Annotated in this window: 20 protein-coding genes; 8 read left to right on the top strand and 12 right to left on the bottom strand. The window is 73.5% G+C overall.

The window, feature by feature from the left end; genetic code table 11:
• Genes AMK25_RS08425 through AMK25_RS08405 form a run of 5 tightly spaced genes read right to left on the bottom strand, consistent with a single transcriptional unit; the run spans position 1 to position 4568 of the window.
• Positions 1 to 258, bottom strand: a complete 258-nt coding sequence (locus AMK25_RS08425; protein WP_073827561.1) for a UBP-type zinc finger domain-containing protein — start codon at positions 256 to 258, stop codon at positions 1 to 3.
• Positions 255 to 1835 carry a Na+/H+ antiporter gene (locus AMK25_RS08420; RefSeq protein WP_073827560.1) on the bottom strand — a complete coding sequence of 527 codons (1581 nt, stop codon included), beginning with the start codon at positions 1833 to 1835 and terminating at the stop codon, positions 255 to 257. Before AMK25_RS08420 ends, AMK25_RS08425 begins: the two co-directional genes overlap by 4 nt.
• Positions 1836 to 1872: 37 nt before the next feature.
• Positions 1873 to 2847, bottom strand: coding sequence for a TIGR03885 family FMN-dependent LLM class oxidoreductase (locus AMK25_RS08415; RefSeq protein WP_274534151.1), 975 nt, complete (start codon positions 2845 to 2847; stop codon positions 1873 to 1875).
• Positions 2848 to 2879: 32 nt separating this feature from the next.
• On the bottom strand, positions 2880 to 4292 hold the full coding sequence (locus AMK25_RS08410) for an NADP-dependent succinic semialdehyde dehydrogenase (RefSeq protein WP_073827558.1): 1413 nt from the start codon (positions 4290 to 4292) through the stop codon (positions 2880 to 2882).
• Between the two features lie 12 nt (positions 4293 to 4304).
• On the bottom strand, positions 4305 to 4568 hold the full coding sequence (locus AMK25_RS08405; protein ID WP_043325060.1) for a DUF6343 family protein: 264 nt from the start codon (positions 4566 to 4568) through the stop codon (positions 4305 to 4307).
• 173 nt (positions 4569 to 4741) lie between these two features.
• On the opposite strand from AMK25_RS08405, the gene AMK25_RS08400 reads away from it, so the two are divergent.
• Together AMK25_RS08400 and AMK25_RS08395 are read left to right on the top strand one after the other, a co-directional pair.
• Positions 4742 to 5335: an antibiotic biosynthesis monooxygenase gene (locus AMK25_RS08400; protein ID WP_073827557.1), complete on the top strand. Its 594-nt coding sequence runs from the start codon at positions 4742 to 4744 to the stop codon at positions 5333 to 5335.
• 100 nt (positions 5336 to 5435) lie between these two features.
• On the top strand, positions 5436 to 6278 hold the full coding sequence (locus tag AMK25_RS08395; RefSeq protein ID WP_073827556.1) for a GDSL-type esterase/lipase family protein: 843 nt from the start codon (positions 5436 to 5438) through the stop codon (positions 6276 to 6278).
• 38 nt (positions 6279 to 6316) lie between these two features.
• Here the strand turns inward: AMK25_RS08395 and AMK25_RS08390 are convergent, their stop codons facing one another.
• From AMK25_RS08390 to AMK25_RS08385, 3 genes are all read right to left on the bottom strand, one after another.
• A complete protein-coding gene (locus AMK25_RS08390; RefSeq protein ID WP_073827555.1) occupies positions 6317 to 7057 on the bottom strand; it encodes an EcsC family protein in 741 nt (246 codons plus the stop codon).
• Between the two features lie 39 nt (positions 7058 to 7096).
• Entirely contained in the window at positions 7097 to 7243 is a 147-nt protein-coding gene (locus AMK25_RS32365) for a hypothetical protein (RefSeq protein WP_166456378.1), read from the bottom strand.
• A gap of 93 nt (positions 7244 to 7336) precedes the next feature.
• Entirely contained in the window at positions 7337 to 8194 is an 858-nt protein-coding gene (locus tag AMK25_RS08385; protein WP_073827554.1) for a peptidase M23, read from the bottom strand.
• 393 nt (positions 8195 to 8587) lie between these two features.
• On the opposite strand from AMK25_RS08385, the gene AMK25_RS08380 reads away from it, so the two are divergent.
• The 3 genes from AMK25_RS08380 (at position 8588) to AMK25_RS08370 (ending at position 10764) form a co-directional block, all read left to right on the top strand.
• Positions 8588 to 9508: a proteasome assembly chaperone family protein gene (locus AMK25_RS08380; protein ID WP_073827553.1), complete on the top strand. Its 921-nt coding sequence runs from the start codon at positions 8588 to 8590 to the stop codon at positions 9506 to 9508.
• A gap of 103 nt (positions 9509 to 9611) precedes the next feature.
• On the top strand, positions 9612 to 10409 hold the full coding sequence (locus AMK25_RS08375; protein ID WP_073827552.1) for an exodeoxyribonuclease III: 798 nt from the start codon (positions 9612 to 9614) through the stop codon (positions 10407 to 10409).
• A gap of 40 nt (positions 10410 to 10449) precedes the next feature.
• Positions 10450 to 10764: an antibiotic biosynthesis monooxygenase family protein gene (locus AMK25_RS08370; RefSeq protein WP_043325067.1), complete on the top strand. Its 315-nt coding sequence runs from the start codon at positions 10450 to 10452 to the stop codon at positions 10762 to 10764.
• Between the two features lie 176 nt (positions 10765 to 10940).
• Here AMK25_RS08370 and AMK25_RS32360 read toward each other — a convergent pair whose 3' ends face one another.
• Together AMK25_RS32360 and AMK25_RS08360 are read right to left on the bottom strand one after the other, a co-directional pair.
• Complete coding sequence (locus tag AMK25_RS32360) at positions 10941 to 11642, bottom strand: class F sortase (protein ID WP_198937485.1); 702 nt, start codon at positions 11640 to 11642, stop codon at positions 10941 to 10943.
• A gap of 404 nt (positions 11643 to 12046) precedes the next feature.
• Entirely contained in the window at positions 12047 to 12628 is a 582-nt protein-coding gene (locus AMK25_RS08360) for a hypothetical protein (RefSeq protein WP_073827550.1), read from the bottom strand.
• Between the two features lie 83 nt (positions 12629 to 12711).
• On the opposite strand from AMK25_RS08360, the gene trmB reads away from it, so the two are divergent.
• Both trmB and AMK25_RS08350 read left to right on the top strand, forming a co-directional pair.
• On the top strand, positions 12712 to 13398 hold the full coding sequence (trmB, locus tag AMK25_RS08355) for a tRNA (guanosine(46)-N7)-methyltransferase TrmB (RefSeq protein ID WP_073827549.1): 687 nt from the start codon (positions 12712 to 12714) through the stop codon (positions 13396 to 13398).
• An 88-nt stretch (positions 13399 to 13486) separates the two neighbouring features.
• Complete coding sequence (locus AMK25_RS08350; protein WP_073827548.1) at positions 13487 to 15991, top strand: DEAD/DEAH box helicase; 2505 nt, start codon at positions 13487 to 13489, stop codon at positions 15989 to 15991.
• Between the two features lie 27 nt (positions 15992 to 16018).
• Here AMK25_RS08350 and AMK25_RS08345 read toward each other — a convergent pair whose 3' ends face one another.
• Positions 16019 to 16744, bottom strand: a complete 726-nt coding sequence (locus tag AMK25_RS08345) for a nucleotidyltransferase domain-containing protein (protein WP_073827547.1) — start codon at positions 16742 to 16744, stop codon at positions 16019 to 16021.
• A gap of 166 nt (positions 16745 to 16910) precedes the next feature.
• Here AMK25_RS08345 and AMK25_RS08340 point away from each other — a divergent pair, with 166 nt between their 5' ends.
• The gene (locus AMK25_RS08340) at positions 16911 to 17558 is read left to right on the top strand and encodes a hypothetical protein (RefSeq protein WP_073827546.1); all 648 of its coding nucleotides are present in this window, start codon (positions 16911 to 16913) and stop codon (positions 17556 to 17558) included.
• Between the two features lie 19 nt (positions 17559 to 17577).
• On the opposite strand, the gene AMK25_RS32185 is transcribed toward AMK25_RS08340, so the two are convergent.
• The gene (locus AMK25_RS32185; protein WP_158070666.1) at positions 17578 to 17736 is read right to left on the bottom strand and encodes a hypothetical protein; all 159 of its coding nucleotides are present in this window, start codon (positions 17734 to 17736) and stop codon (positions 17578 to 17580) included.
• Between the last annotated feature and the right edge of the window lie 30 nt (positions 17737 to 17766).

Here is a 17766-nt window from a genome sequence, read left to right as displayed (position 1 = left end):
TCAGCCGATCTCCTCGTCCACGAAGCACCAGCGCCACGACTCCCCCGGCTGGACCGACCGCATCACCGGGTGCCCGGCCGACTCGAAGTGCTTCGTGGCGTGCTGGTACGGCGAGGAGTCGCAGCAGCCCACGTGCCCGCAGGTCAGGCAGGCGCGCAGGTGCACCCAGTCCGGATTGCCGATGGCCACGCAGTCCGGGCACTCGGTCGTGGTGGCGGGCTCGGCAGTGCCCGCCTCGGTCAGGTGCTGGCAACTCATTCGACGATCTCCTGTCGCAGCAGTGACTCCTCCAGATCCAGGTCACGATAGGCGCGGGTGAGCACCTCCTCCGGGATCTGGCCGGAGTCACGGGCGGCCCGGAACACCTCCCGCTCGGCGTCGATCATCTCCTGCCGCAGGCGCGCGTACGCCTGGGAGGGGGTTTCCCGTTCGGTGCCGCCGAGCCGTTCCCAGGCCAGGTTCGCGCGGGAGGTGACCAGCCCGCGCAGGCGTTCCACGACGGCCTCCGGCGCGGTCCCGGCCAGTTCGTCGAGGCGTTCCCGGGCCGCCCGGCTGGCCCGCTGCTGCACCCCGGCGGCGGACAGCGCGTCCTGCACCGGGTCGTCGGGGGGCAGCCGCAGCCGCCGGGCCAGCCACGGCAGCGTGGCGCCCTGCCCGACCAGCGTCGCCACGATCACCGCGAACGCCAGCCAGATCAGCAGCGCGCGCGGGTACGGCGCGTCGTCGGCGAGAGTGAGCGGCAGGCCCAGCGCGGCGGCGAGTGTCACCACGCCCCGCATGCCGGCCCAGCCGATGACGACCGGGTACTGCACCGGCGGCGCCGCGTCACGGTGACGGATCCGGGGCACGAGCCGGCCCAGGTAGGTCGCCGGGAACACCCAGACGAACCGGGCCAGGAAGACGGCCGCCAGCACCGCTGCGGTGATCGCGACGAGCGAGCCGAACGGCTCCTCCAGGTCGCGCACCACCTCCGGCAGTTGCAGGCCGACCAGCAGGAACACGAGCCCTTCGAGGAGGAACCGGATCAGCCGCCAGAACGCTGTCACCTGCAGGCGGGAGGCGGCCGACATGAGCGTGGGCAGCTTGTGTCCGATGCCGAGGCCGGTCACCACCACCGCGACCACGCCGGAGGCGTGGATCTCCTCGGCGGCGAAGACCACGGCGAACGGCACGATCAGCGACAGCGCGTTGTCCAGCACCGGGTCGGTGGCGCGCTTGTGCAGGTAGCCGAAGACCACCACGCCGAGCAGGCCGACCAGGATGCCGCCGCCGGCCGCGACCACCACCTCCCGGGCCACGTCGGCGACGCCCACGCCGCCGGTGGTGGCGGTGGCCGCGACGATCGCGACCCGCAGCAGCACCAGCGCGGTGGCGTCGTTGACCAGGCTCTCGCCCTCCAGGATGGTGACGATCCGCCGGGGCAGGCCGACCCGGCGGGCTACCGCGGTGGCGGCGACCGCGTCCGGCGGCGCCACCACCGCGCCGAGGGCCAAGCAGATCGCGTACGGCAGGTGGGGCAGGAACCAGTGCACGACGGTGCCCACCACGAACGCGGTGAAGATGACCAGCCCGACCGCGAGCAGCAGGATCGGCCGCAGGTTGAGCCGGAACGCCGGCACCGACGTCTCCACCGCCGCCACGTACAGCAGCGGCGGCAGGATGCCCACCAGCACCAGGTCCGGGTCCAGCCGCACGTGCGGGAAGAACGGCAGGAAGGACAGCGCGAGACCGAGCACCACGAGCAGGATCGGCGCGAGCAGGCCGAGCTTGCGGGCCAGCGCCGCGCCGAAGGTGGCGATGGCCAGGAAGACCACCACCTCGAACAGAGCATCCACGAGCGTCGAGCCTATGCGCCGCGGCGTCGATGTGTGATCAGGCGGCGGAGCGTAGCTTCGGCAGCACCTCCGCGCCGAACGTGTCGATGAACGCGCGCTGCTCCTGCCCGACGTGGTGCAGCGCGATCTGGTCGAAGCCCAGCGCCACGTACTCCTCCAGCCAGCCGATGTGCCGGCCCAGGTCGGCGGAGACGTTCACGGTCTCGGCGACCTTGGACATCGGCACGTCGGCGCTGACCACGTCGAAGTGCTCGGGGGTGTCCAGGTCCCAGCAGACCGGCGGGGCGAAGACGTTGCTGCGCCACTGGTCGTACGCGATCGCCTCGGCCTGCTCCTGCTCGGGCGCCCAGCTGACGTGCACCTGCAGGTGCAGCGGACCGCGCCCGCCGGCGTCCCGGTAGGCGTCGATCATCCGGCGCAGGTGCTCGACCGGCGCGTTGACGGTGATCAGCCCGTCCGCCCACTCGGCGCACCACCGCGCGGTGGCGACGCTGACCGCGGCGCCGACCAGTGCGGGCGGCTCCTCCGGCCGGGTCCACAGCTTCGCCCGGTCCACGGTGACCAGGCCGTCGTGGCTGACCTCCTCGCCGGCCAGCAGCGCCCGGATCACGTCGACGCACTCGCGCAGGCGGGCGTTGCGGACGTCCTTGCGCGGCCACACCTCGCCGGTGATGTGCTCGTTGGCCGCCTCGCCGCTGCCCAGCGCGGCCCAGAACCGTCCCGGGTACATGGCGCCGAGCGTGCCGATGGCCTGCGCGATGATCGCCGGGTGGTAGCGCTGGCCCGGCGCGTTCACCACGCCGAAGGACAGGTTCGTGGCCTGGAGCGCGGACCCGAGCCAGGACCAGGCGAACCCGGAGTGGCCCTGCCGCTCGCTCCACGGCGAGAAGTGGTCGGAGCACATGGCCGCGTCGAAGCCGGCGCGCTCGGCGTGGATCACCGCCTCCAGCAGCCGGGCCGGATGGATCTGCTCGTGGGATGCGTGGAAGCCGAACGCCGTCATGCTCGCCACTCCTACCCGTGACGGCGTCCGGTCAATCGCGTCTACTCGGAGTGCGCGCCGGCGCCCGCGCCCGCCTCGCCCTCGCCGATCCACACGGTCTTGGTGTTGCAGAACTCGCGCATGCCGGCGGCGGACAGCTCGCGGCCGTACCCGGAGTTCTTCACGCCGCCGAACGGCAGCTCCGGGTACGAGGTGGTCATCCCGTTGACGAACACGTTGCCGGCGTCCAGGTCCACGGCGAAGCGCTCCTGCTCGGCCGGGTCGTTGGTCCAGGCGTTGGAGCCGAGGCCGAAGCTGGTGCCGTTGGCGACAGCGATCGCCTCGTCGTACGAGCCGACCCGGAAGAGCCCGGCGACCGGCCCGAACACCTCCTCGCTCCACATGCGCATCTCCGGGCGCAGGTCGGTGACCACTGTCGGCGGGTAGTACCAGCCGTCGCCGGACGGCTTCTCGCCGCCGCAGAGCACCGTCGCGCCCTGCTCCACCGCGTCGGTGACCTGGGCGTGCACCTCGTCCCGGCCGCGTTCGCTGGCGAGCGGGCCGACGTCGGTGCCGTCGTCCATCGGGTCGCCGACGCGCAGCGCCGCCATCCGGGCGGCGAACTTCTCGGCGAACGCGTCGAAGACGTCGGTGTGCACGATGAACCGCTTCGCGGCGATGCAGGACTGCCCGTTGTTCTGGCAGCGGGCGGTGGTGGCCACCTCGGCGGCGGTGTCCAGGTCGGCCGAGGGCATCACCACGAACGGGTCGCTGCCGCCCAGCTCCAGCACCGTCTTCTTGATCTCCCGGCCGGCGATCTGCGCGATGGAACGCCCGGCCGGCTCGCTGCCGGTGAGCGTGGCGGCGCGGACGCGGGGGTCGCTGAGGATCCGGTCGACCGCGTCGGAGCCGACCAGCAGCGTGGTGAACGCGCCCTCGGGGAACCCGGCCCGCCGGAACAGGTCCTCCAGGTAGAGCGCGGTCTGCGGCACGTTCGAGGCGTGCTTGAGCAGACCGGTGTTGCCGGCCATCAGGGCCGGGGCGGCGAAGCGCATGACCTGCCACAGCGGGAAGTTCCACGGCATCACCGCGAGCACCGGGCCGATCGGCTGGTAGCGCACGTACGCCCGCTTCGCCTTGACCGCGGCGGCGTCGGCCGGCTCGTCGGCGAGCATCGCCGGTGCGTTGTCGGCGTAGAAGCGGCAGGCGGTGGCGCACTTGGTGACCTCCGCCTTCGCGGCGGCGTACGTCTTGCCCATCTCGGTGGTCATCAGGCGGGCCGTCTCGTCGCGCTCGGCGTCGAGCCGGTCGGCGGCGGCGGTGAGCCAGCGGGCCCGCTGCGCGATTGTGGTCTCACGCAACTGCCGGAAGGCCAGGTCGGCCCGCTCGATCGCGGCGTCGATCTGCTCGTCCGACATCGCCTCGTACGTCTTGAGCACCTGTCCGGTGGCGGGATTGGTGGTGGCGATGGGCATGTCGTCCTCCTGTCACTCGAACAGCGAGTGCCGTACGCCCGGCTCCTCCCGGCGGCGCGCGGCGCGGCGGCGCTGGATCACGACCAGGTCGACCACCGCCACGACGGCGAGGAGCGCGCAGACCACGCCCAGCCAGGCGATGCCGGCGGCGAACGCGAGCACCGCGAAGACGGTCATCACGACCAGACCGAACGTCGCCAGCACGAGTCGCAGGTTCAGGGCGCTGTTCGCGTGGCCGACCGTGCCACGGGCGCGCCGGGGTTGTGATCGGGTCATTCCTGGGGCCTACCCCGGAACGGGCGGGCTAACCGGCCGCTACCGGTACGGCCCGGGCCGTACCGGTGATGCGGGACACCCGGCGGGCGGTCGCCGGATGCGGCCGGCGGGCGGGTGCGTTACTTCGGGTGCCGGTTCCGGCGGAGATCCCGCGGGCCGGTGGAGAGGATGGCATGACCACGACGCAGGCCGTACCCGTGACCGTCGCCGTGTCCCGGCGCGCCGACCCCGCGCGTACCGACGAGGTGGTGGCGTGGATGCGGGCCGGGACGGCGCTCGCCGAGAGCTTCCCGGGCTTCCTCGGCGCCGGTTTCGTCCGCAGCGCGCCCGGTTCCGGCGAGTGGCACGTGATGTACCGCTTCGCCGACGCGGACACGCTGCGCGGCTGGGAGGACTCGCCGCAGCGGCGCTGGTGGCTCAGCTCGGCGCAGGGCATCGTCGAGCACACCCGGGTGGAGCGGCGCACCGGCATCGAGGGCTGGTTCGACCCGCCGGTGGACCACGTGGTCGAGACGTTCGGCGAGCCGGAGCCGGCCGCGCCGCCGCGCTGGAAGCAGGCGGTCACGATCTGGCTGGCGTTCTTCCCGCTCAGCCTGGCCGCCACGCTGCTGACCACCCGGTTCCTCGCCGACGTGCCGCTGGCCGGGCGGACGCTGCTGATGACGCTCGTGCTCACCCCGCTGATGACCTACCTGGTGCTGCCCCGGATCACCCGCGCGCTGCACAGGTGGCTGCACGGCCGACCTGCGCCGACCCGACAGATGTGAACGACAGGGGTCGATGCCCGATAGCCGACAGAACCGCTTCCGGGGCCCCGCCGGGGCATAGGGTCGACGCGCCCGTTGCCGCCGCCGGACGGGGGAACCGATGCCTCGACGCTGGATCGCCGCGCTGGCCTGCCTGGCGGCGCTCGTCGCGCTGGCCTGTGACGGCTCCGGCGAGGCGTCGCCCCGGCCGTCCGGCACGCCCCGGCCCGGCGAGCCCCGGGTGCTGGTCGCGCTCGGCGACTCGGTGAGCACCGGCTACGGCTCCTGCCTGGTGCTGGTGAGCTGCGAGCGCAACTCCTGGTCGACCGGGGACGGCCTGCGGGTGGAGAGCCTCTACCGGCGGCTGCGCGCCGACGCGCCGGGCCTGCGGGCGTACAACCGGGCGGTGCCGGGGGCCCGCGCGGCCGGGCTGGCCGGCCAGGCCCGGTCGGCGGTACGCGACAAGGCCGACCTGGTGACCGTGCTGATCGGGGCGAACGACGCCTGCCGGGGCGACGTCGACGACATGACCGCCGTCGCGACCTTCCGGGAACAGGTCGACGCGGCCCTGGGCGTGCTGCGCGAGGGCCGGCCGAAGGCGCGGGTGCTGGTGGTAAGCATCCCCGACCTGCACCGGCTCTGGCAGATCGGGCACACCGAGCCCCGCGCCGTGCGGGCCTGGTCGCGGGGCGTCTGCCCGGCGCTGCTGGCCGACGCCACGTCGACCACGCCCGCCGCGGCGGCCCGCCGGGCCCGCGTCAGGGACCGGATCGAGGCGTACGACGGGCAACTGCGTGCCGCCTGCCGGGCGTACGGGTCACGCTGCCGCTGGGACGGCGGCGCGGTGCACCGCCACCGCTTCACCCTGGACCAGGTGAACGCGCTGGACTGGTTCCACCCGAACGCGGCCGGGCAGGGCCGGCTGGCCGAGGTGGCCTGGAACGCCTCCGGCTGGGCGAGCTGACCAGCCGCCCCGGGTGGAGCGGCCGGCGCAATTGCTCGTCAGGGCTGACGCGGACCGGGAAGCGGCCGGGGACCGCCGGTCCGGTAGAGGGCGCGCGTTCGGTCGGCCAGCTCCTTCGTGGCCGACGAGTTGGCCCAGGTGCCGAGCACGATCGCGGCGCCCGGCACGACCTTGGCGAACATCCGCTTTGCGGCGCGCACCCCGGCCATCCGGGCCAGCCGGACGCCTAGCTGGAGCATCACCCGGCCCAGCGCCCGGTCGGCGGCGGAGCCGAACAACGCGCCGGCCCGCTCACGACCGGCGGCCACCCCGAGCGCCAGGCGGGCGGTCTGGGCGGCCTTGTGCACGCGCTGGAGCACCAGCAGGTCGGTGGCCCGGTCGACGTGCGTCGGGTCGGCGCCGTACGCGGCGGCCACGTGCAGCACCAGCCGAGCCTGGGTCCAAGCCAGCACGCCCACGTCGATCACCGCGCCGGGCAGTCCGGCGGCGCCGGACACCGCGCCGGAGAGCCGGGCGTGGTTGACGAACTTGCGGACCGCCTGGTCGGCCAGTTGCTCGGGCGGGGCGTCCGGCCGCAGGGCCCGCTCCCGGGCGGCCCACTGCGCGGCCTCCGGCCCGAGCCGGCGTACCGCCTCCAGGGCCAGGTGCTCCGGCGCGTACTGCGGGTCCTCCCGCATCCGGTCCCAGAGCTTGGCCGGTGGCGCCTCGGGCACCTCCACCGGCGGAACGGGGGCGGCGGGGACGGCGTCGGGCTCCCCGACGGGGGCGGGGTCGGTCACGAAGGGCTCCGAGGGCTCGTGCGGCGGGGGTGACGCGGGTCAGCGCCGGCGCGACTGCAGCCGGGTCGCGATCTGCCGCAGCCGGGCCTGGTTCTCCGGCTTGGACATCTCACGCCGGCCGCGGTCGACCAACTGCTGGCCCCGCGGCGACCGCAGGAAGGCGGTGATCCGTTGCATCAGCGACATGGTGTCCTCCGTCCCGCGGTCCCCTTCATGTGTACCTGGGACCGGCAAGCCCTTGATACCCGAATCGCCGCTTCGGCAACCACCCCTCGCGGGTCAGCCCAGGATCTCGGCCACCACCTCGCCGGCCCGCCACTCGTGCTGGGCGTACGCGTCCGGGAACGCCGAGATCTGCACCGCCTGGGCGGCCACGGACAGCGGCAGGTCCTGCCAGCCGGGGATCTCGTCGAGCGCGGACAGGAACGCCTTCGTCGCGTACTCGGGGTCCATGAGCTGCTCGACGGTGCCCCAGCCGCTGCTCGGGCGCTGCTGGAACAGCCCGACCGAGTCGTGGTCCCAGCCGATGGCCTGGTGCGGGTAGTTCTGCGACTCGGGCAGCACGCCGCTGGCGTAGTTGAGCAGCGTGCTCTCCTGCATCGCGGTCGCCACCGCGATGACCAGGGCCCGGCGCGGCACGCCCATCTCCTTGCCGGCCTGCACGATCTTCTTGGCGTTGTTCATCTGGGTCCGGTCCAGGCCGGCGACCGGAACGATCTGCCGGGCCGTCTTCGTGGGCTTCGGCTTGGGCTTGGCGGTCGCCTTCGGGCTCGCCGTCGCCGACGGGGCGGCGGTGGACGGCGCGGTGCTCGGGCGGGCGCTCGCGCGGGAGGCGACGTCGGCCTCCGCGCGCTCGGCGACATCCGCCGAGGGCGCCGGGGCGGCCGCGCGCTCCGGCGCGCCGAAGCCGGCCTGGCTGACGCCGACCAGGCCGAGGCAGCAGGCCGCGCCGGTGGCGACCGCGAGCTTCGTCCGGCCGGGCCGGGGGTTCATCGGCGCGTTCATCGGCGCCCAGAAGCGGGTACGCCGGATCAGGTCCCGAAGCCTGGCCGACCGGTTGGTGGAGGGGGTATCGTCCGAACGGTCAGCCGGGCGGCCGGGGCCGTTCGGGTCGTCGAGGGTGCCGTCGCTACGCATCCGACGAGGCTAGGCAGCACAAACCGGGATCATCCAGGCCAGAAGGGTGGCCCTCGTCACACTTTGTGCGGCCCGGGCCGGACACTCGTCGCCTGCCGGACCCAGCCGGCGACGGACCTCGGGAACCGGGCGAATCGCCCGCCCGCCACGGGCCGAATCTCCCCCGGCACGAACCTCGCAGGTCTCCCGCTCCCGCCCGATGATCGACTAACTCGTCCGTTCGGACGATCCGGATGTCCGCCGCCGGACCGGGGCGTAGCCGAATCGTGATCACCATCCGGGCATCGGAGGTGTCCGTAACGGAATGGACCACACCCCCCGGTACGTTGGCCGAACCGGGGAGACCGCACGTTCGGCGCTCCCCCGTACGCGTCGACAGGGAGGACCCCACCGGTGCTCGATCCACACGAGCTCTACGAACTCACCGACGAGCTGCCCGAGCTCGGCCAGCCGGTGCTGATCCAGGCGCTCACCGGCTTCGTCGACGCCGGCAACGCCACCCGGCTCGCCCGCGAGCAACTGCTCACCTCGCTCGACGCCCGGACGATCGCCCGCTTCGACATCGACCAGGTCTTCGACTACCGCTCCCGCCGCCCGGTGATGACGTTCGTCGAGGACCACTGGGCCGACTACGACGCCCCGGCCCTGGAGCTGCACGCCCTGCGCGACGACGACGAGACGCCGTTCCTGCTGCTCACCGGCCCCGAGCCGGACCTGCAGTGGGAGCGTTTCGTAGCAGCCGTCGCCGGGCTCTGCGCGCGCCTCGACGTCCGGCTCACCGTCGGTCTCAACTCGATCCCGATGGCGGTGCCGCACACCCGGCCCAGCGGCGTCACCGCGCACGCCACCCGCAAGGAGCTGATCGTCGGCCACGAGCCGTGGCTGCAGAAGGTGCAGGTGCCGGCCAGCGTCGGTCACCTCCTGGAGTACCGCCTCGGCGAGCAGGGCCGCGACGCCCTCGGGTTCGCCGCGCACGTGCCGCACTACGTGGCCCAGACCGAGTACCCGGCCGCAGCCGAGGCGCTGCTGTCGGCCGTGTCCCGCAGCACGGGCCTGCTGCTGCCGGTCGAGGACCTGCGCACCGCCGCCGAGGCGGTCCGGGTCGAGATCGACCGCCAGGTCACCCAGACCGAGGAGGCGGCCACGCTCGTGCAGGCGCTGGAGGAGCAGTACGACACGTTCGCCCGCGGCCGGGGCGAGAAGAGCCTGCTCGCCGGTGAGACCGGGCCGCTGCCCACCGCCGACGAGCTCGGCGCCGAGCTGGAACGCTTCCTGGCCGAGCAGACCCGCCCCGGCGACACCCCGGAGCGCTAGGCCCGGCGCCGCCCGACCGGCTCGGCGGCGCGCCCGGCTCCGCGCGGGACCTGACCGGCGGGCCGGGCGGGCGGGGCGGCCGGGGATGCGGCAGGCTGGGCACATGCGCCTGGCGACCTGGAACGTCAACTCGGTGAAGGCCCGCCTGCCCCGGCTGCTCGACTGGCTGGCCACCACGAAGCCCGACGTCGTGTGCCTGCAGGAGACCAAGTGCCCGGACGGGGCGTTCCCGGTCGCCGAGGTCGGCGAGCTGGGCTACGAGGTGGCCAGTCACAGCGACGGCCGGTGGAACGGCGTCGCGGTCCTGTCCCGGGTCGGGCTCGCCGACGTGGCCGTCGGCTTCCCGGGTGAGCCCGGCTTCCCCGAGCCCGAGGCCCGCGCCATCTCGGCCACCTGCGACGGGCTGCGGGTCTGGTCGGTGTACGTGCCGAACGGCCGCACACCGGACGACCCGCACTACGCGTACAAGCTGGCCTGGTTCGCGGCGCTGCGCGACGCCCTGGAACCGGAGGTGGCCGGGCCCCTGCCGGTGGCCGTCTGCGGCGACTTCAACGTCGCGCCCACCGACGCCGACGTCTGGGACCCGGCGCTGTTCGTCACCTCCACCCACGTCACCCCGGCCGAGCGGGCCGCCCTGGCCGCGCTGCGTGACCTGGGGCTGGAGGACGTGGTGCCGACGCCGATGAAGGGGCCGCACCCCTTCACGTACTGGGACTACCGGGCCGGGATGTTCCACCAGAACAAGGGCATGCGGATCGACCTGGTGTACGCGAGCGCGTCGTTCGCCCGCGCGGTCCGCTCCGCGTACGTGGACCGGGAGGCCCGCAAGGGCAAGGGTCCCTCCGACCACGCCCCGGTCGTGGTGGACGCCGACCTGGCGCCGGCCGTCGAGACGTTCTGACCGCCCGCTGCCGCGCGGCGGCGCTCGCTAGGGTGGACACATGGCAGTCGTGAAGATCAACGCGATCGACGTCCCGCCCGGCGCCGGCGAGGAGTTGGAGAAGCGGTTCGCGGCCCGGGCCGGCGCGGTGGAGAACTCCCCCGGTTTCCTCGGCTTCGAGTTGCTGCGCCCGGTCGCCGGGGAGAGCCGCTACTTCGTCTACACCCGCTGGGAGAGCGAGGAGGCGTACCAGGCTTGGGCGCAGGGCCCGTCCCGGGCCGCGCACGCCGAGGGCGGCGAGCCGCGCAAGCCGGTCGCCACCGGCGCGAACCTGCTGGAGTTCGAGGTCGTCCAGCAGGTCCCCGCCAAGCCCTGACCCGCTCTCCCGGTTGATCATGAGGTTGGCGGCACCCGCCGTCCCTTTTGTCCCCGCCAACCTCATGATCGACGCGGGCAAGGCCCGGCCTCGCGGAGATCTTGGAAGATTCGCGCCCCCATAGGCCGTTTCCTACCAAGATCTCCTACGGCCCTGGCGCTCCGGCGCGGGAGCGGTCAGCGAGTGAGGGACGCGAAGACGATCACGTTGTCCTGGTAGCCGGTGCGGCCGCCGACCCACTCGCCGCCGCAGGTGATCAGGCGCAGCTCGGCCGGGCCGGAGTCGCCGTAGACCCGCGCCGCGGGCAGGTTCGCCTTGTCGAAGTACTCGACGCTGTCCACCTTGAACGTGACCACGCTGCGGTCCGCCCGGGTCACCGTGATCCGGGCGCCCGGCTTCAGCGAACGCAACCGGTAGAAGACGGCCGGCCCGCTCTTGGTGTCGACGTGGCCCACGATGATCGCCCGGCCGGGGTCGCCGGGCACCGCTCCCCTGTCGTACCAGCCGGTCTGGTTGTGCTCGGTCAGCGGCGGCACGTCCACCGAGCCGTCCTTCGCCTGCCCCACCGGGGTGACCGGAGCGTTGACCTTGATGGCCGGCACCGACAGGCGTACCGGCCGGCTGGCCGGCTTCCGGGCCGGGGCGGCAGCGCTCGCCGGGGCCGCCGCCGCGCCCGAACCGCCCGATCCGCTCGACTCGGTCGACGCGTCGGCGAAGTCGAACGGCCCCGCCGTGCGCCCGAGCCCGGCCCCGGTGGCGAACACACCGATCAGCACCAGCACCACGGCCAGCGGCTTCGTCCACGAGCCCCGGCCCCGCCCGCCCGCCGACGCCGGTGGCGGCTGGACCGGTGGCGGCCCGGCGGGCCGCGGGCGCAGGGCCCGCGCATCGGCCGACGGCGGATCCCACGGTCGCGACGCGGCGGGCGGCGGCAGCCACGGCCGCGACCCGGAGACCGGTACGGCCGGAGATCCGGTCGCGGGCGTCGGATCCGTGCCGGAGGCCGGGGCGCCGCCCGGCCGCGAGCCGGAGACCGGTACGACGGACGATCCCGTCCCGGCGGCAGGCACGTCCCCCGTGCGCGAGCCGGCGCGGGGAGCAGCGGCCGGATCAGCCCGGGACAGCCGGGCCGCATCGATGGACGGCGCGGCGGGAGGACCGGTCCGGGACGGGCGGGTCGCGGCGGTGGGCGGCGCGGCCGGAGGAGGCAGGGCGAGGAACGGCCAGCCGGAAGGCCGGGGCCCGGCGGGCGGCGGGACGAAGTGCTCGGCCATGGCGGGCCTCAGCGTCCGGCGGCGCCGCGGGCGTGGCGGCGGGACGCGGCCACACCGAGCCCGGCGCCGACCATGGTCACCGCCAGTCCGACCGGCACCAGCAGGCCACCGAGGCCGGGACCGGCGGTGCCGCCGAACCCGGTCGCCGGGCCGCGACTGGGCAGGTGACTGGGCCTGTGGGTCGGCTGCCGGGTGGGCTGCCCCTGCTTGACCACCTGGAGCATGGTGGAGGCGGTCTCCCCGCCGGGGCACTCCAGCTTGACCCGGTAGTTGCCGGGCCGGGTGCGCTCGTGCACCATCGGCGAGGCGGTGAGCAGGCCGCGCTGCGGCTGCACCTGGATCTTGCCGAACGCGTCCGAGGTGACGATCGCCGGCACCGTGTTGTTCCGGCAGCTCGCCCGGATGCCGACCAGGTAGCCGGGCGACACGGTGCCCGGGGTGACCTCCACGAAGATCACGTCGGCCGGGGGCTGTTCCGGCACCGGCTCGGCGGCGCGCGGCGCGGCCTGGGCGGTTGCCGCGCCGACCAGCGGGGCGGCGCACGCGGCGACCGCGACCAGCAGCGCCTCACGTACCCTGAACGACCCCATGACCCCTCCCGGCGTACGGGATGAATCCTCTCACCCCCGGCCGCACATCACATCCGATCCGGGTGGCGTAGGCTCGGGTCGTTGTGACCCTCACCGACCTCCCCGCCGCCCGCATCCGCACCTTCCATCCGCGTCGCGGGCGGATGAGCGAGCGGCAGCGCGACGCGCTGGACCGGCTCTGGCCCGCGTACGGCCTCAGGATCGCCACCCTCGACGGGCCGTGCGATCCGGCGGCGCTGTTCGGACGGCGGGCGCCGCTGGTGCTGGAGATCGGCTCCGGCATGGGCGACGCCACCGCCGCCATGGCGGCGGCCGACCGGGACCGACACTATCTGGCGGTCGAGGTCCACACGCCGGGAATCGCCAACCTGCTTGAGCTGGTCGAACGGCACGGTCTGGACAACGTGCGGGTGGCCGAGGGGGACGCGCTGGACCTGGTCCGGGCCATGCCGGAGGGATGCCTGGACGCGGTGCACGTCTACTTCCCCGACCCGTGGCCGAAGACCCGCCACCACAAGCGGCGGATCATCGCGCCGGCGCACGTGGCGCTGCTGCGCTCCCGCCTGGCGCCCGGCGGCACGTTGCACTGCGCGACGGACTGGGCCGAGTACGCCGAGTCGATGCGCGAGACGCTCACCGCCGACCCGGAGCTTGTCGACGTGCACGGCGGCTACGCGCCCCGGCCCGAGTACCGGCCGGTGACGAAGTTCGAACGCCGCGCGCTGACCGCCGGCCGGGAGGTCTTCGACCTGATCCACCGGCGGCGCTGAAGCCGGTGCGCTGAACCCGGTGCGTTGAAGCCGGTGCGCTGAACCCGGTTGGCGCGGCGTGGTGTGATCCAGGCACGATGGGAGCGCCATGACTCTCACCGCCGCGCTGCCGAAGACCGCCGACCCCGACACCCTCTACGACGCGTTCGCCTCCTGGGCGTCCGAGCGCGGCCTGAGCCTCTATCCCCATCAGGAGGAGGCGGTCATCGAGATCGTCTCCGGCGCGAACGTGATCATGAATACGCCCACCGGCTCGGGCAAGAGCCTGGTGGCGATCGCGGCGCACTTCGCGGCGCTCGCCGATGACCGCACCACCTTCTACACCGCGCCGATCAAGGCGCTGGTCTCGGAGAAGTTCTTCGCGCTCTGCGAGGTCTTCGGCGCCGAGAACGTCGGCATGCTCACCGGCGACGCCAGCGTCAACGCGGACGCGCCGATCATCTGCTGCACGGCGGAGATCCTGGCCAACCTGGCGCTGCGCGAGGGCACCCGCGCCGACGTCGGCCAGGTGGTCATGGACGAGTTCCACTTCTACGCCGAGCCGGACCGGGGCTGGGCCTGGCAGGTGCCGCTGATCGAGCTGCCGCAGGCCCAGTTCGTGCTGATGTCCGCCACGCTCGGCGACACCACCCGCTTCGTCGACGACCTGAGCCGGCGCACGGGCCGGCCGACCGCCGTCGTCCGCTCGGCCGAGCGGCCGGTCCCGCTCCTCTTCTCGTACGCGACCACGCCGATGCACGAGACCCTGGAGGAGCTGCTGCAGACCAAGCAGGCCCCGGTGTACGTCGTGCACTTCACCCAGGCCGCCGCGCTGGAACGCGCCCAGGCGCTGATGAGCGTGAACGTCTGCACCCGCGCCGAGAAGGACATGATCGCGCAGGCGATCGGGAACTTCCGGTTCACCTCGGGCTTCGGCAAGACGCTGTCCCGGCTGGTCCGGCACGGCATCGGCGTGCACCACGCGGGCATGCTCCCGAAGTACCGCCGCCTGGTCGAGACGCTCGCCCAGGCCGGCCTGCTCAAGGTCATCTGCGGCACGGACACGCTCGGCGTCGGCATCAACGTGCCGATCCGTACCGTGCTGTTCACCGGGCTGAGCAAGTACGACGGCACCCGTACCCGGCTGCTCAAGGCCCGCGAGTTCCACCAGATCGCCGGCCGGGCCGGGCGGGCCGGGTTCGACACGCTGGGCCGGGTCGTGGTGCAGGCGCCCGAGCACGTGATCGAGAACGAGAAGGCGCTCGCGAAGGCCGGTGACGACCCGAAGAAGCGCCGCAAGGTGGTGAAGAAGAAGCCGCCGGAGGGCTCGATCGGCTGGGGTGAGCCGACGTTCCAGCGCCTGGTCGAGGCCGAGCCGGAGCCGCTCACGTCCAGCTTCCAGGTCAGCCACTCGATGCTGCTCAACGTGATCGGCCGCCCCGGTGACGCGTTCGCCTCGATGCGGCACCTGCTCACCGACAACCACGAGGACCCGGCCGCGCAGCGCCGGCACATCCGCCGGGCCATCGCCATCTACCGGGCGCTGCGGGCCGGCGGCGTGGTCGAGGAGCTGCCCGAGCCGGACGAGACCGGCCGCCGGGTACGCCTCACCGTCGACCTCCAGCTCGACTTCGCGCTCAACCAGCCGCTGTCACCGCTGGCGCTGGCCACCGTCGAACTGCTCGACCGGGAGTCCCCGTCGTACGCGCTCGACGTGCTCAGCGTGATCGAGTCGATCCTGGACGACCCGCGCCAGGTGCTCTCCGCGCAGCAGTTCAAGGCACGCGGCGAGGCGGTCGCCGCGATGAAGGCCGAGGGCATCGAGTACGAGGCACGCCTGGAACTGCTCGACGAGGTGACCTGGCCCAAGCCGCTCGCCGAGCTGCTGGAGTCCGCGTACGAGATGTACCGGCAGGGCCACCCGTGGGTCGCCGACCACCAGCTCTCCCCCAAGTCGGTGGTCCGCGACATGTACGAGCGGGCCATGACGTTCCCCGAGTACGTCCAGTTCTACGGGCTGTCCCGCTCCGAGGGGCTGGTGCTGCGCTACCTCGCCGACGCGTACAAGACGCTGCGCCAGACCGTCCCCGAGGACGCGAAGACCGAGGAGCTGGTCGACCTCATCGAGTGGCTGGGCGAGCTGGTCCGCCAGGTCGACTCCAGCCTGATCGACGAGTGGGAGCGGCTGCGTAACCCGTCGGACGTGGCCGAGGTCGCCGCCTCGCTGGACGACCGGCCGCCGGCCGTGACCCGCAACGCGCGGGCGTTCCGGGTGCTGGTGCGCAACGCGATGTTCCGCCGCGTCGAGCTGGCCGCGCTGCGCCGCTGGGACCTGCTCGGCGAACTGGACGCCGGCGACGGCTGGAACGCCGACGCCTGGGCCGACGCGCTGGAGCCGTACTTCGAGACGTACGACGCGATCGGGGTGGGCCCGGACGCGCGCGGGCCGGCGCTGCTGATGATCGAGCAGGGCCGCGAGACGTGGACCGTACGGCAGATCCTGGACGACCCGGACGGCGACCACGACTGGGGCATCAGCGCCGAGATCGACCTCGCCGCCTCCGACGAGACCGGCGCGGCGGTGGTCCGGATCACCGACGTGGGTCAGTTGTAGCGGCGGCGCGCTGAGGCGGCCCGCCGCTCAGCGGACGCGTCGTGCGTGGGCGACCGTTCGGCGGGCGTCGCGCCAGGCGACGAAGGCCGTCCGTATCCGGGGCGGGGAGACGTCCTCGCCCCGCCGTCTGCCAGCGAGCCGATCGATCAGCCAGGCGGGTGCGTGCGCCTGGCTGATCGCCTGCGTCTTGGTGAGCAGCGCGCCCTCGCGGAGCGCGTGCCGGCCCCGCGCCATCGAGGTGAGACCGAGCTCGGCGACGGTGGGGTCCAGCCACAGCCATGGACGTCGGGCGGCCCAGGCCCAGTAGCCGGTCAGTTCGGCGCGGGCCGCCGCTCGTATGTCGTCGGCGGAGACCTCGGGGAAGACGTCCCCCGGCGAGCGCCCGAGGACCGCGTATCCGTGCCGGACCAACTCCGCTCTGGTGACCCGGGAGAGGACGCGGTGGACGAGCCGGCCGTGGGTCCAGGTCGGATGCCGCAGGTCGAGGTCGGGAACGGTGGCGCCCTCGACGTACACGCAGCCGAGCTTGAGTCCCTCGCCGCTGCCGCCGTCGAGGCGACGATGAATCGCGACGAGTGCGTCCTGCCGGCCGGCGTCGACCGGTCCGTCGACGAGCGCGACCAGGTCGAGGTCGCTGACGCCCGGCACGTAGTCGCCGGTGGCAAGTGAACCCGCGACCATCAGGTCGCTGACCCAGCCCAGCCCTCTCAGCTCGTCGCCGAGGTCTGCGACGACAGCAGGTGACGCCACCATGCGGCGAGTATAGAGAGCGGCCGGCGTCGATGCCGGAGTCCTGCGCCGACCGGCCCGGCCGACCACCGGCGGGCAGGCCGAGAACGTCCGCCGAAGCCCTGGGCGATGTCAGACCCGTCGATTAGAATGTATGTACTAATCCAGTCGTTGACCTGGGAGGACGCCAGTGACCGCGCCCACCTCCGCCGCCCCTGTCACCCCCTACGCCACCCTCCTCGGCTTCACCCGGTACGTCGACCGCACCGGGCCCACCAAGGCCACCTTCGTCGGTGGGCTGCGTCGGCAGCGGGCCAGCCGGCACGGCTTCAACCCGCACGGCCAGTTCGTCAAGGCGCTCAAGGCCGACGTCGCGTTCCACACCGGCGGCACGCACCTCGCGCAGGTCGCCGACCTGGTCAAGCCGCGCTGGCGCCCGCTCTACGAGGCGCTCGTGCCCGGCGCGACCCGCTGGCTGCACTCGCTGGGCGAGCCGGCCGGTGTCGACCTGGCGCAGACCCGCGACGCACTGGCGATGCTGGGTGACCTGCCCGTGAAGATCAACCCGCAGTTCGGCGTCCGGTACGCCGACGGCCGGGCCGAGGCGATCCGGCTGCACTTCGACGAGGCGCCGCCGAGCGAGGAGGCGACGCTGGCCACGCTGCACCTGATGTCCCGGCACATGGACGCGGTGCTGCCGCACGCCGAGCCGGTCCTGGTCGACGTGCGGCGAGGCGAGGCGCACCGGATGCCCGCCGACGTCAAGCCCGAGCAGATCGAGCAGTGGCTCGCCGGTGAGGCCGCCGCGTTCCGCGCCATCTGGTCCACCGCCGCCTGACCGACCGATCCGATCTGGCTCACCGCCGCCCGACCGAACGGCCGTCCCGCACCTGGGACGGCCGTTCGGTGTTCTGCGCCCGGGGCGACCCGCCGGGCCGGAGGAGCCGCCGCAGCAGGGCGGCGGTCGTCACCGCCCGGCCGGCAACCACCGCGAGCCGGGCGGCACCGTCCCTCATGTGCGCTTTCCCCTCCGGGCTCAGGTTAGT

Source organism: Micromonospora sp. TSRI0369 (genome assembly GCF_001905625.1).
Taxonomy (GTDB): domain Bacteria; phylum Actinomycetota; class Actinomycetes; order Mycobacteriales; family Micromonosporaceae; genus Micromonospora; species Micromonospora echinospora_A.
The sequence above is the reverse complement of the archived record's forward strand: the minus strand, read 5'-3'. Positions and strand labels throughout refer to the sequence as shown.